Genomic DNA, 13,649 nt, shown 5'->3' on the forward strand with positions numbered 1-13,649 from the left:
CGATCTCTTCATCTCCAGATCTCGTCCCTCTCAGTCCATCTGCATGGAATCCAGGAGCTCATTGATTGAGGCCCGGATACAGTGGGTCCCGTTGTCCCAGACCACCTCGCTGCCCTCCAGCTTTGCCGCCTGGAACAGTTCGGGTGAGGCCAGCCTTCCGAACCGTACGGCATGAAGCCTGTGCTTCATGTCCACGATCGCCTCGCTGCCGTTGCGGAAGCTGAGCTTCAGCTGATAACCGGGCAGTACATGCAGCACCACACCCATACCATCCATGGTTTTTCCCACCTTTCATATAAAAATAGCAGCATAGAATTCCCGTATTTTTATCATACAGGAATTCCATGCTGCTCCACATCCCCCAAAGGGGGGATTTTCCTGGTTATTTCAAAAGTTCCACCAGTCGGCTGCGCCGGTCAATATTGGTTTTGTTGAAAATACTGCGGATGTGGCTCTTCACGGTCTCCTCGGAGATAAAGAGCTTTTCGGCAATCTCCCTGTTGCGCAGTCCGGCCGCCGCCAGCTGGGCCACCTCCCGTTCCCGCTCGGTCAGCTCGCTCATCTGCTCCGGATACTTCTCCAGCATGTAGAAAATCCGGCTCTCCTCCGCCTTGGTATAGTGGATCTCCAGGGCCTTGATCTCCTGGATGGCCTTGCCGTGCTTTTTCTTCATGGAGGGAAGGAGGAACAAAATGGACAGATACTTTCGGAAACAGGCCAGGAAGGTATAGTTTTTGTCCTGTTCGGCCAGGGTCAGGGACTGATCCAGCCACTCTGCCGCCCGGTTGGGCAGTCCGACGGCCAGATAGCACAGCGCCAGCCCCACGCACATGAAATTGCGGGTGGACAGGGAGATGAGGCGGCTGTCCAGAGACAGGGACGCCTCCACGCTGGCGATGGCCCGCTTGTACTCCTTGCGCAGGATCAGGTCGGTGATGCGGTTGGTCTTGGCCATAAAGTTGGTGAAGGTCAGGTCGTTGAGCATATCCGCCGGACCCCGGGCCCACACCGCGGACCGGTCGGGCTCCATCATCAGGCCCAGGAGATAGCCGCGCACGGTCTCGGCCATCTGGGTGTTGATGGCCGTGTGCCGGAGGAAGGGATAGGCCAGGGCCTTGTTCTCCAGGTATTCAACGGCCTTCTGGAGGGAGATCATGTCCGACTGATAGATGGCGTTGATGCCCAGCAGCAGCGCCGCGCCGTAGGTCACGCTGGCGTTCTGCCAGCGCTCTGAGAGCATCGCCGCCTTGTGGGCGTAGATATCCGACTCGTCGAACCGGCCCTGTACGCTGAGCGCCTCCCCCAGATACATCTCATAGGCCCCCGCGCCGTGGTGGTTCGTCAGGCGGTTGTAGACCTCCAGCATGTCCCGCAGCTCCTCGGCCGTCTCCATCATCCGCCCCGGCGTCCGGTAGAACAGATACCACATGGAGGGCGTGCCGAACATATAGGGCTCCCTGGGCGTGAAGATCCGGGAGGGCTCTGTCATCAGGCCGTCCGCCGCCAGGTAATGCGCTTTCATCCCGGCGATATCGGGGAACGCCCGGAAGGCGGCCACAATATGCCACTCGCCCATCAGCTGGGGGCTTCCATCTTTCTCTATAATAGTTCGGCACCGCTCCAGCACCGCAGAAAAGCCGTCAAAATCAGTGCCCGCGAACAGGGCCACACACAGCCGCAGCATGGACAGCGGATAGGCCGCCAGCAGTTGGTCGGAGCAGCGCGCCAGCACCGTCTGGGCAAGGGCTGTATAGCTAGTATTGCCGAACTTCTCATTGAGCAGCCCGGTCAGCTCGCAGGAGAAGAGCTTTTCGTCATTTCCAGCCTGGAAAAAGCACTCCACCGCCTTTTTATTGCTGCCCGCTCTGTGGTAGATCTCGCCCGCAGCCTCGTAGACCTGGCTGCGGAGCTCAGCAGGCGCGGTGTTGAGCATTCTCAGCAGGAAATGGCGCAGCAGCTCATGGGGATAGCTGGTCCGCTCCCGCTGGTCATGGTGCATCAGCGGGATGCGCACAAGAAGGCCGCTCAGGGCCTCCTCCTGGCCGGGTGCGATCTCCGGCAGCTGCTCCTCCCGGATGTAATCAAACACCGCCACCCGCAGAAGCATCTTTTGCTCCTCACCGGAGAGTTTTCCCCAGAAAAACTCATGCAGCAGCTCATCCATGTCCTGAAATTCCGGCAGGCCTCCGCCGTCCTGGCACAGGTGCTCAAAATACAGCGACACAGCGGCAGCCCAGCCCTCTGTGTTCCGGTAAATGGTCTCTGTCTGCTGCTTCGTCAGGCTCAGACCCAGCTGCTGGCCGTATTCCGCAATGTTTTTCCGGTTGAGCAGCAGGTCCCGCGACGAAAAACGGCACACATTGGTGGTATTCTCAAAAACCGCGCGGAGCTTTCCGAAGTTCTGGGAGATGAGGATCACATGCAGCTCGTCTCGCCTGCGGTCCGCCATGGCCTGCAGGAGCGGCAGAGGCCAGTTGTCCCCTATCAGCTGGAAATTGTCCAGAATCAGGTAGCAGGGCTCAGAGACATGGAGATTGGCCAGGATATCCGCCGCAATGCTGACATTGCTCCGGTTCAGAAAGCCCAGCTGCCGCAGGGCGGCGCCTGTGCCCGGGTCCAGCTGTCCAATCTGCCGGATGAACCAGTCCAGGCTTGTGTCCTGAAGACAGCTCACCGCCGTAAACCAATGGATCTGCTCCGAAGGCACTTCGCGCATCGCCCAACGGACGGCCGTGGTCTTGCCATATCCCGCGGGCGCCTCTACCATTACAAGGCCCCGGCAATAAATTTTCGACAGTTTTTGAGATATTTCCTTCGAAAAGTAGAGCTTCTCCACTGTCTCACTCCCTTTCCGCTTTCCTTGACACATTATTATAGCTGAAATTCCCCTCCCTGTCACTCCCGCAAATGGGGGATTTTTCATCTCTCCTCCCTGTGCCGCGCCGCCTGCGGGGAACCGTCTGCCCCCCTGCTGTTCCCCGCGCCGTCCTGAAGGCTCCGGGACAGCAGGTCCAGGAAGTGCCCCAGGGCAGGGTTCCCTTTGCCGGGCAGACAGGCGGCGCCAAAGGACAGGGGTTTTGCATCCGCCAGCGGGATGTATCGCAGCTGGGGCAGCCTGACCTTGGGAAAGTCGGGGACCAGGGCAATGGCATAGCCCGCCTCCACCAGGGGATAGATGGCCTCCTGAGTGTCACAGAAGAGGATCTGGCTGGTGTTCCGGCTGCCTATGGCCCTGCCCTGGATCTCAAAGAGCCCTCTGGGGCAGGCGGGCGGACGGCAGGCCGCCATGCGCCCCGCCTCCTGGAGCTGGCGGATGGTGACCGTCTGTTCCTCCGCCAGCGGGTGGTCCGGCGCGCAGATGCACATCACCGGGCAGCGCGCCAGCTCCAGATAGCGGGCCTTCTGGGGCGCCGACTCCCGGAAGGTGAACATGAGGTGGATGCTCTCCTCCTCCAGCAGATTCTCCAGGGCGTCAAAGGGCACCAGCCGCAGAATGGGCAGCACCTCCGGCCTGCTCCGCCGGAGCTGGGCCAGGGCCGGCCGGAGCAGCCACATCTCCATGGTGTTCCGGCAGCCGATGACCAGGCGCATGGGCGCCTCCTGCCGGCACTCCTTCACTCTGGCCTTGGACAGGGCGGAGATCTTCAGCAGCTCCCCGGCGTACTGGGTGAAGAGAAATCCCTCCTGGGTCAGGCGAACGCTCTTGCTGGTGCGGTGGAACAGCTTCACCCCCAGCTCGTTCTCCAGGGTGTTGATCTGGTGGCTCACCGCCGGCTGGGTGATGCACAGGTGCTCCGCCGCCCGGGAGAAGTTCAGGCAGTTGGCCACCTCCATAAAGCACTCCAGCTGTGTGGTGTTCATGTGACTCCCTCTTTCCGGCCCGGTGCGCGTTTTTCACAGAGACTTCGCCTTCCCGCTCGGGCCCTTTGTTCAATTCAAAGAATCAATAAAATTCTTTTATAGAATATAGCACATTTGAATTTCACATGCAAGAATGGCTGTGGTATAAACATTGAGGGACAAATAGTTCCGATCCAAACAAATAGAAAGGCGGGCGGGCATATGACACAGGTGGATCAGGAGCGGCTGCTCCAGGACGGCAGATGGCTGTACATTCAGCTGGAACAGTGCGTCAGCCGCCGTCTGGCCCCCAGGGGCATCACAGCCGTTCAGTCCCACATCCTTCTCTTCCTGCTGTGCCGTGAGGAACAGGGCACCCTGCTGACCGACATCCACCGGGCCTTCGGGTACTCCATGGCCACCCTTTCGGGCATGGTCAAGCGGCTGCGGGAAAAGGGGTACATTCGGGTGGAGCGCTGCGAGGAGGACGACCGGCGCCGCCTGCTCTTCGCCACGGAGAAAGCCCGGCAGCTGTGGCCCGCTCTGGAGGAGACCATCCAGGGGGTCCACAGCCGGCTGTACGACGGCTTCTCCCAGGAGGAGCTGAGCGCCCTGGACCATTTACAGGGAAAGCTGCTGCAAAACCTGTCCGCACTGACAGCGCAATCTCAGAAGGAGGAATCAAAATCGTGAAAACCGTACTGCGTCAGCTGGGCCGCTTCAAGCGGGACACCCTCCTGTGCATCGCGATGGCCGCCCTTGAGGTGGTCATGGAGATCCTGCTGCCCTTTATCACCGCCATCATCATCGACCAGGGGCTGGAGAAGGCCGATCTGCCCACTGTGTACCGCTACGGCATCGTCATGGTGGTGCTGGCCGCCATGAGCCTGCTGTTCGGCGCCCTGGCGGGAAAATTCGCCGCCAGCGCCTCCTCCGGCCTGGCCGCCAACCTGCGTGAGGCCGTCTACAACAACATCCAGACCTTCTCCTTTTCCAACATCGACAAATTCAGCGTGCCCGGCCTGGTCACCCGGATGACCACTGATATCACCAACGTGCAGAACGCCTTTATGATGGTCATCCGCATCGCCGTCCGCGCCCCCCTCACCCTGGTGTTCAGCTATATCATGTGCCTCATCATCAGCCCCAAGCTGAGCCTGACCTTCCTCATCGCGGTGGTCTTCCTCATCGTGGTGCTGGGCGCCATCATGACGGTCACCATCAAGATCTTCAACCAGGTGTTCCGCAAGTACGACGACCTGAACGCCAGCGTCCAGGAGAACGTGTCCGCCATCCGGGTGGTGAAGGCCTTTGTGCGGGAGGATTTTGAGGACGACAAGTTCTCCAAGGCCTCCCACAACCTCTACCGACTGTTCGTCAAGGCCGAGGGCCTGCTGGCCTTCAACAGCCCCGCCATGATGGTGGCCATGTACTTCTGCATCATCATGGTGTCCTGGCTGGGCGCCCAGTTCATCGTGGGCGGCAGCATGTCCACCGGCGACCTCACCAGCCTGTTCAGCTACGTCATGTCCCTGCTCATGAGCCTGATGATGCTGTCCATGGTGGTGGTCATGATCAGCATGTCCCTGGCCAGCATCAACCGGATCAGCGAGGTGCTCCGGGAGACCCCCGACCTGAAGGAGCCGGAGCAGCCCGTCTTCCAGGTGGCCGACGGCAGCATCGACTTCGACCACGTCAGCTTCTCCTACAAGCACGGCAGCGGCAAGAACGCCCTGACCGACATCGACCTGCACATCAAGTCCGGCGAGACCATCGGCGTCATCGGCGGCACCGGCGCGGGCAAGAGCAGCCTGGTGAACCTGATCTGCCGGCTCTACGACGTGGACCAGGGCCAGGTCCGGGTGGGCGGCCTGGACGTGCGGCAGTACGACATGGAGTCCCTGCGCAACCAGGTGTCCGTGGTGCTGCAGAAGAACACCCTGTTCTCCGGCACCATTCTGGAAAACCTCCGCTGGGGCAACCCGGACGCCACAGAGGCCGAGTGCGTGGAGGCCTGCCGGGCGGCCTGCGCCGACGAGTTCATCGACCGCTTCCCCGACGGCTACAACACCCGCATTGAGCGGGGCGGCGCCAACGTGTCCGGCGGCCAGAAGCAGCGGCTGTGCATCGCCCGGGCCCTGCTGAAGCGCCCCAAGGTGCTGATCCTGGACGACTCCACCTCCGCTGTGGACACCGCCACCGACGCCAAGATCCGCCGGGCCTTTGCCCAGCGCATCCCCGGCACCACCAAGATCATCATCGCCCAGCGGGTCTCCAGCGTCCAGGACGCCGACCGCATCCTGGTGCTGGACAACGGCCGCATCGACGGCTTTGACACCCACGAAAATCTCCTGAAGACCAACGCCATCTACCAGGAGATCTATGAGTCCCAGGTCAAGGGCGGCGGCGACTTCGACCAGCCCGCCTGAAAGGAGGAATCCCCTGTATGAGTGAAACAAAATCCCGGGCCAGCTCCATCCCGGTGCTCCGCCGGGTGGTGCGCTACATGCTGCGCCTGTATAAGCTGCCCTTTGCACTGGTGCTCCTGTGCATCCTGATCTCCGCCGTGGCCACCGTGGTGGCCGCCACCTTCCCCCAGACCCTGGTGGACGACTACATCGCCCCCATGCTCGCCAGCGGCTCCACCGACTTCAGCGGCCTGGCCTCCGCCATTCTCCAGCTGATCGTGCTGCTGATTGTGGGCATTGCGGCCGCCTTCGGCTACAACCGCATCATGGTCTCGGTCAGCCAGGGCACCATGCTCCACCTGCGCAACGACCTGTTCCGCCGGATGGAGTCCCTGCCCATCAAGTACTTCGACACCCACGCCCACGGCGACATCATGTCCGTGTACACCAACGATGTGGACACCCTGCGGCAGCTTCTGAGCCAGAGCATCCCCCAGATCATCAACTCCTCCATCACCATGGTGGCCACCCTGATCACCATGCTGCTGCTCAACCCCGCCCTCACCGTCATCTCCCTGGTCACGGCCGTGATTATGCTGCTGGTCACCGCCAAGTTCTCCAGCCTGTCGGGCGCCTACTATGTCCAGCAGCAGAAGAACCTGGGCATTGTGGACGGCTTCATCGAGGAGATGCTGGACGGCCAGAAGGTAGTCAAGGTATTCTGCCACGAGGAGGCCGCCAAGGCCGACTTCCGCCGGGTCAACGAGGCCCTGCGCCAGAGCGCCGACAAGGCCAACCGCTACGCCAACCTGCTCATGCCCATCAACGCCAACATCGGCTGGCTCAGCTACGCCGTGGTGGCCGTGGTGGGCGCCGTCCTGGGCATCAACGGCCTGGCCGGGGTCACTCTGGGCACGGTCATCACCTTTGTGGGCCTGAACAAGAGCTTTACCCAGCCCATCACCCAGGTGAGCCAGCAGGTGAACTTTGTGGTCACCGCAGCCGCTGGCGCCCAGCGTGTCTTTGACCTGATGGACCAGACGCCCGAGACCGACGAGGGCTATGTGGAGCTGGTCAACGCCAAGGAGGACGCCCAGGGCCAGCTCAGCGAGGCGGAGCAGCGCACCAACGTCTGGGCCTGGAAGCACCCCCACAAGGCCGACGGCACCGTGACCTACACCCGCCTGGCCGGCGGCGTGCGGTTCTTTGACGTGGACTTCGGCTACGACGAGAACAAGCTGGTGCTCCACGACATCACCCTGTGGGCCAAGCCCGGCCAGAAGATCGCCTTCGTGGGCGCCACCGGCGCGGGCAAGACCACCATCACCAACCTGATCAACCGGTTCTACGACATTGCCGACGGCAAGATCCGCTACGACGGCATCAACATCAACAAGATCAAGAAGCCCGACCTGCGCCGGTCCCTGGGCATCGTGCTCCAGGACACCCACCTGTTTACCGGCACCGTGATGGAGAACATCCGGTACGGCAACCTGGACGCCAGCGACGAGGAGTGCATGGCCGCCGCCCAGCTGGCCAACGCGGACGGCTTCATCCGCCGCCTGCCCGACGGCTACGACACCATGCTCACCGGCGACGGCGCCAACCTGTCCCAGGGCCAGCGGCAGCTGCTGGCCATCGCCCGGGCCGCCGTGGCCGATCCCCCGGTGCTGATCCTGGACGAGGCCACCTCCTCCATCGACACCCGCACCGAGAAGCTGGTCCAGGACGGCATGGACGCCCTGATGACCGGCCGCACCACCTTTGTCATCGCCCACCGGCTCTCCACCGTCCGCAACGCCGACTGCATCATGGTCATGGAGCAGGGCCGCATCATCGAGCGGGGCACCCACGACGAGCTGATGGAAAAGAAGGGCAAGTACTACCAGCTCTACACCGGCAACTTCGCCGAGGAGACCGCCTGACCTGCGCTTTTGCCCATCTGACTGCCGGCTTCGGAATCAATTCCGAAGCCGGCTTTATTCTCTCTTGACAGCGCGCTTTCCCGGCGCTATAATAAATCAAGATTTTTGGATTTGAGGTGTGCACATGGCCACAGTATACGAGGAGCGGGCCGCGGTGTTCAAGGCCCTGTGCGACCCCCGGCGGCAGCAGATTCTGGAGCTGCTGCGGGGCGGTGAAATCTGCGCCTGCAAGCTGACTGAGGCCCTGGGCATGCCCCAGTCCTCCCTGTCCTACCACATGAAAATTCTCTGTGAATCAGGCATTGTGGTGGGCCGCGAGGAGGGCAAGTGGACCCACTACCGCATCAGTCCCCAGGGCAGCGCCAACGCCGTGGAGCTGCTGCAGGAGATCACCGGCGCAGCGGAGGGGCAGAACCCCTGCTGCTGCTGCAAGTGACGGAATATCCCACGCCACCCGGAACGGTGGCGTTTTTTCCGGGATTTCAAATCGAAAATTTTTGATTTATTGGTTTAGGAGGCGCTATGGAAACGTTGCAATCGGTATGGTACTTTTTCCAGAATGAGATTCTGGGCATGGCCTGGCTCAGCCGTCTGATGACCGGCCTGGTGGAGAAGCTGGGTCTGGACCCGGGGAGCCGGGTGGGCGGAAGCGTGCAGTTCTTCCTCTACGACACCGTCAAGATCATGGTGCTGCTGGGCTGCCTGATCTTCCTCATCTCCTACATTCAGAGCTTTTTCCCGCCCGAGCGGACCAGGCGCATTCTGGGCCGGTTCCACGGCCTGGGGGCCAACTGCCTGGCCGCCCTGCTGGGGACCGTGACCCCCTTCTGCTCCTGCTCCTCCATCCCCCTGTTCATGGGCTTCACCGCCGCCGGGCTGCCCCTGGGGGTCACCTTCTCCTTTCTCATCTCCTCCCCCATGGTGGACCTGGGCAGCCTGGTGCTGCTGATGGGGGTATTCGGCTGGAAGGTGGCGGTGGTCTATGTGGTCTTTGGCCTGATCGTGGCGGTTGCCGGCGGGACGCTGATCGAGGCCCTCCGGCTGGACGATCAGGTGGAGCCGTACATCCGGGGCGGTAAGGTCCTGGACCAGCCCCAGGAGACTCTGAAAATCTCGGACCGGCTGTCCTACGCCTGGGAACAGGTGGTCTCCACCGCCAAAAAGGTGTTCCCCTATGTGCTGGTGGGGGTGGGCATCGGCGCCGTCATCCACAACTGGATTCCCGCCGACTATGTGGTGGCCCTGCTGGGCAGCCGCAACCCCTTCGGCGTGATCCTGGCCACCGTGGTGGGCGTGCCCATGTACGCCGACATCTTCGGCACCATCCCCATCGCCGAGGCTCTGCTGGCCAAGGGGGCCCTGCTGGGCGTGGTGCTCTCCTTCATGATGGCCGTGACCACCCTGTCCCTCCCCTCCCTCATCCTGCTGCGCAAGGCCGTCAAGCCCAAGCTGCTGGGTATTTTCATCGCCATCTGTACGGTGGGCATCATTCTGGTGGGATACTTCTTCAACGCCCTCCAGCCCCTGCTGGTGTAAAGCAGATACCCTTTTCAATCAGTTTTCAATCAGATCATCATGTTTATTCAAAAGGAGAGAATCGCTATGGCACTGTTTGGATTTGGAAAGAAAAATGAAGAAAATACTTCCGCCTGCACCTGCGGGTGCAGCTGCGGCTGTGAGGCCTCCCCCTCCCCCGCCGCCTCCGGTCCCATCACCAGTATCCGGGTGCTGGGCTCGGGCTGCAAGAACTGCCACGCCCTGCTGGAGAGCACCCAGGAGGCGGTGCGCACTCTGGGTCTGCCCGTCCAGGTGGAGTATGTGACCGACATGAGGGAGATCATGGCCAGCGGCGCCATGATGATGCCCGCCCTGGAGATTAACGGCAGAATCGCCTCGGGCGGCCGGGTGCTCAAGGCCGATCAGGTGGCCAAGCTGCTGACAGATTGGGGGAAGTAAGATGGCAAGAAAGCGGATCGCCTTTCTGTGCGTCCACAACTCCTGCCGCAGTCAGATCGCCGAGGCTCTGGGCCGCCATCTGGCCGGGGACCGGTTCGACTTTTACTCCGCAGGCACCGAGACCAAGCCCCAGATCAACCAGGACGCGGTGCGGCTGATGAAGCAGGTCTACGGCATCGACATGGAGAAAACCCAGTACAGCAAGACCATCGACCAGATCCCCACCCCCGACCTGGTCATCTCCATGGGCTGCGACGTGGGGTGTCCCTACATCGGCCGGGCCTTTGACTACAACTGGCAGCTGCCCGACCCCACCGGCCAGAGCGACCAGGTCTTTCTGGATGTGATACGGCAGATCCACAACCGGGTGGAGGACCTTGTAAAGACGCTGTCATAATGTCTCCCCCATCTCGGGTTATATGGCGCAAAAAACAGACTGGGCAGAGCGATCTGACGCTCTGCCCAGTCTGTTTTGTATCTTCACTTATAAGTCCCGGCAGCTGCTACTCCTCCAGCACCAGGGACTGCCGGCTGGAGCAGCCGGCTTTCTTGAACTCAGAACACAGGTAGTCGATCCTGGTGGGCCTGATGCGGATCAGGTTCATGGGAGGCGACTGCTTCTTCAGAAGCTCAGCGGGCACCTTCCGGTAGGCGGCATGGGCCATATACGCCTCAGAGAAGGGCTCCACCATCTCCGCCTTCCCCATGACCTGCATTCCGTGCAGACCTCCGGGGGAGCCGTATCCGTCAAAGATGGCCAGGCACACATTGTCGTTCTTCTCCAGAGCGATGAACTTCTCCCCGCCCTCAGAGAAAATCCAGAAGGCTCCGTCATGGTAGCTGTACTCGAGGGGTGTGCAGCGGACAAAGTCCCCGGCGCCGGTGGCCAGCGCACCGGTGTTCTTGGACCGGATATATGCATCCACCGCCTCCACCAGCTTTGCACGCTCCATCTTGACACTTCCGGCATCTTTTTCCTTCCAGTAGTCTATGGCCGCTTGGAATTCTTCATGCGTCATTTCCTTCACCTCGCGTTTTTCGTCATGGCGATCCAAACGCTTCACTGCCGCCGTACCAGTTACAGTATACCACATCCTTCCTCCATCACAATTCCAAAATTGGACTGATCGGGCTGGAATATAGAAAACACTATGCAGCCGGAATATTGTTTTTTCTTCCCATCCACATAAAATTAAATCAGGTTAATCCATATCAATTGCGGCGCGCCCTGTACCAATCCGTGAAGTCATCCTGCGCAGACACGACCCGTTTTCCCAGCCGCAGGGCACATCAAGACCAGCAAAGCCCCAAAACAAGAGAGCACGTCCTTTCGGAGGCCGTGCGGAAAGGAAGGAACACGACAACATCGGCAAAAAACTGAGGACCCTGGCAATGGTATGCGGAGGCATCGGCATCGTATGCATGGCGGTCGGCATCATCGTGGAGCTGCTGACCTTCTTCGACACGTTCAACGGTGTGCTTCTGGTGTCCTGCGGCGGCAGCGGCCTGGTCGTCCTGCTGTCCTCCTGGCCGCTGTACGCCTTTGGCCAGCTGGTCGATGACGTACACCAGATGGCGGGCTGCGGCGGGGTGCAGAAGGCCGCCGAAGCCGACCAGCTCCCTGAGCTGTAAAGGGGATGGGGCAATGAGCGAGCGATATTCCAAGCTGTCCGCCCTGCCTGAAAATCTGTACTCCACCGGCGCTCCCGTGATCATCGCCGCCGGAGCTCTGCTCAAGGACAACCAGACAGGCAAGGTGCTGGCCCAGCTGAAAATCCGCAATATTCAGGATAAGGCAATCAAGGCGGCCACCGTCACGCTCACACCGCTGGACACAGTGAATCAGCCGCTGGGCGGTACGGTTGATCATCAGTATCTGGACCTGAGCGCGGCGCGGGACACAGATTTCGGGCAGAAGGTCCCTGTCTTTCTTCCGGACCAAGCCACACGGGCCTTTTCCATCTCTGTGGCGCAGGTTATCTTTTCGGACAATACCATCTGGACAAGTTCCGGGGCGCCCTGGGAGCCTCTTCCCGCCCCCGTTACGGCCGAGTCCGCATTGAAGGACAGGGAGCTTACAAAGCAGTATCAGATCAAATACGGTTCGGATTGCACGTTCATGTACAAAACAGAAAAAGACCTGTGGCAGTGCGCGTGCGGCGCGCTCAACCGCCAGAGTGAACCGTCCTGCCACCACTGCCGCAGAACGGCCGCTTACCTGTCAGCGCTGGATCTGGAGCAACTGAAGGCCGACCGGGATGCGCGTCTCAAGCAGGAGGCGGAAGAAAAGGCGGCGGCGGAAGAAAAGGCGAAGAAATCCCGCAGGCTGGCCATGATCCTTGTTCCCATCGCTGTTGTGGTGATCGTGGCGGGAGCACTGATCTACGGAAGCATGAAAAACAGCATCGCATATAACCATGCGGCATCCCTTCTGGAGTCCGGGGACTACGACGGCGCGACCGCCGCATTTGAGGCCCTGGGCGATTACAAGGACAGCGCCGATCAGGCCCAGCAGGCCCAGTACGACAAGGCCATGGCCCTTGTATCCTACGGTGAGACCGGCAGCGACGAGGGTCTGTCCCTCATCCTGTCCGAGGGCGAGGCTATCTCTTCTGACGCCAATCTCTCCAAGATGTACTATGAGGAAGCAATCGAGATCTTTGAGGCGCTGGGTACTTACAAGGACAGCCGGAAAATGGCCGACAGTACGGAATTTTATTTGGAACAGAGCATAAAGGCCGGAGACTACAACAACGCCCTCGCGCTGATGGACAGCGGCGATTATATGTCCGCATTTCTCGAATTTGATGAGCTGGGCGATTACGAAGACAGCCGGGAAAGGACCAATCTGGCCCTTTCCAAGATATTCGACGGAATCAAAGAAGATTTCGGCATCAGTGATGATGACCACTGGAAGGCCTCCTATGACGCAGACGAATGCCTGATAACCGTCTCCTATAGCCTTGGCTCAGAGGGAGGCATGACGCCGGAAGCATTCCTGTCTTCAATTGATGAAGGCACCCGTTCTGCGATCGAGGGTTCCATTGAAGATACCTGGCATGTCTTTGATGGCATCTTTGTGGACTGCCTGGGGATTCCCTGTCAGGTATGCTATTATCTCAACTGGGACAGCGAGGAGCCGGTTTTCACCTATCCGGACTGAGGCCGGAGGAGGCACAGACACTTCCGCCTTTTCCTTATGCACCCCACCGCAGCTGACTGCAAAAAATCCCCGGACCTTCCGGTCCGGGGATTTTTACTCGCTCAGATTAGCCGAAGTAACGCTTCAGCAGGCCCTCGAAAGCCTTGCCGTGGCGGGCCGCTCCCCTTGGGACCCGTCCCATGGGGGCCCCGCTGATTTCATCTGCTCGGGCGGAGTGAATCCGCCCGGCATCGAGGTTTTGCCTCCGGCAAAACGCTCGGTGACGAGGCCCGCCACAGCAAAAAAATCCCCGGACCTTCCGGTCCGGGGATTTTTACTCGCTCAGATTAGCCGAAGTAACGCTTCAGCAGGCCCTCG

The 13,649-nt window shown here is 60.6% G+C and carries 13 protein-coding genes; 9 read left to right on the forward strand and 4 right to left on the reverse strand.

The window, feature by feature from the left end; translation table 11 throughout:
• Positions 1 to 30 precede the first annotated feature (30 nt).
• The 3 genes from Q0K23_RS01710 to Q0K23_RS01720 all read right to left on the reverse strand — a co-directional run bounded on the left by Q0K23_RS01710 (position 31) and on the right by Q0K23_RS01720 (position 3,861).
• Complete coding sequence (locus Q0K23_RS01710; protein WP_294517095.1) at positions 31 to 276, reverse strand: DUF2442 domain-containing protein; 246 nt, start codon at positions 274 to 276, stop codon at positions 31 to 33.
• Between the two features lie 106 nt (positions 277 to 382).
• On the reverse strand, positions 383 to 2,767 hold the full coding sequence (locus tag Q0K23_RS01715; RefSeq protein WP_294517097.1) for a LuxR C-terminal-related transcriptional regulator: 2,385 nt from the start codon (positions 2,765 to 2,767) through the stop codon (positions 383 to 385).
• A 152-nt stretch (positions 2,768 to 2,919) separates the two neighbouring features.
• Positions 2,920 to 3,861, reverse strand: a complete 942-nt coding sequence (locus Q0K23_RS01720) for a LysR family transcriptional regulator (RefSeq protein ID WP_294517101.1) — start codon at positions 3,859 to 3,861, stop codon at positions 2,920 to 2,922.
• Between the two features lie 201 nt (positions 3,862 to 4,062).
• Here Q0K23_RS01720 and Q0K23_RS01725 point away from each other — a divergent pair, with 201 nt between their 5' ends.
• The 7 genes from Q0K23_RS01725 (at position 4,063) to Q0K23_RS01755 (ending at position 10,526) form a co-directional block, all read left to right on the forward strand.
• Positions 4,063 to 4,533: a MarR family winged helix-turn-helix transcriptional regulator gene (locus Q0K23_RS01725; protein ID WP_294517103.1), complete on the forward strand. Its 471-nt coding sequence runs from the start codon at positions 4,063 to 4,065 to the stop codon at positions 4,531 to 4,533.
• Entirely contained in the window at positions 4,530 to 6,269 is a 1,740-nt protein-coding gene (locus Q0K23_RS01730) for an ABC transporter ATP-binding protein (RefSeq protein ID WP_294517105.1), read from the forward strand. Before Q0K23_RS01725 ends, Q0K23_RS01730 begins: the two co-directional genes overlap by 4 nt.
• Before the next feature lie 17 nt (positions 6,270 to 6,286).
• The gene (locus tag Q0K23_RS01735) at positions 6,287 to 8,173 is read left to right on the forward strand and encodes an ABC transporter ATP-binding protein (RefSeq protein WP_294517108.1); all 1,887 of its coding nucleotides are present in this window, start codon (positions 6,287 to 6,289) and stop codon (positions 8,171 to 8,173) included.
• Positions 8,174 to 8,297: 124 nt separating this feature from the next.
• The gene (locus Q0K23_RS01740; protein ID WP_294517111.1) at positions 8,298 to 8,609 is read left to right on the forward strand and encodes a helix-turn-helix transcriptional regulator; all 312 of its coding nucleotides are present in this window, start codon (positions 8,298 to 8,300) and stop codon (positions 8,607 to 8,609) included.
• Positions 8,610 to 8,695: 86 nt separating this feature from the next.
• Positions 8,696 to 9,709 (forward strand): permease, encoded by a 1,014-nt coding sequence (locus tag Q0K23_RS01745; protein ID WP_294517113.1) that lies wholly within the window; start codon positions 8,696 to 8,698, stop codon positions 9,707 to 9,709.
• Between the two features lie 66 nt (positions 9,710 to 9,775).
• Positions 9,776 to 10,129, forward strand: a complete 354-nt coding sequence (locus tag Q0K23_RS01750) for a thioredoxin family protein (protein WP_294517115.1) — start codon at positions 9,776 to 9,778, stop codon at positions 10,127 to 10,129.
• A 1-nt stretch (position 10,130) separates the two neighbouring features.
• Entirely contained in the window at positions 10,131 to 10,526 is a 396-nt protein-coding gene (locus Q0K23_RS01755) for an arsenate reductase ArsC (protein WP_294517117.1), read from the forward strand.
• A gap of 106 nt (positions 10,527 to 10,632) precedes the next feature.
• Here the strand turns inward: Q0K23_RS01755 and Q0K23_RS01760 are convergent, their stop codons facing one another.
• The gene (locus Q0K23_RS01760; RefSeq protein ID WP_294517120.1) at positions 10,633 to 11,082 is read right to left on the reverse strand and encodes a pyridoxamine 5'-phosphate oxidase family protein; all 450 of its coding nucleotides are present in this window, start codon (positions 11,080 to 11,082) and stop codon (positions 10,633 to 10,635) included.
• Positions 11,083 to 11,521: 439 nt separating this feature from the next.
• Here Q0K23_RS01760 and Q0K23_RS01765 point away from each other — a divergent pair, with 439 nt between their 5' ends.
• Positions 11,522 to 11,761: a hypothetical protein gene (locus Q0K23_RS01765; RefSeq protein ID WP_294517122.1), complete on the forward strand. Its 240-nt coding sequence runs from the start codon at positions 11,522 to 11,524 to the stop codon at positions 11,759 to 11,761.
• Positions 11,762 to 11,774: 13 nt separating this feature from the next.
• Entirely contained in the window at positions 11,775 to 13,292 is a 1,518-nt protein-coding gene (locus Q0K23_RS01770; protein ID WP_294517124.1) for a hypothetical protein, read from the forward strand.
• The last annotated feature ends 357 nt before the right edge of the window (positions 13,293 to 13,649 follow it).

The sequence above is a fragment of the uncultured Pseudoflavonifractor sp. genome, assembly GCF_944387275.1.
Taxonomy (GTDB): domain Bacteria; phylum Bacillota; class Clostridia; order Oscillospirales; family Oscillospiraceae; genus Pseudoflavonifractor; species Pseudoflavonifractor intestinihominis.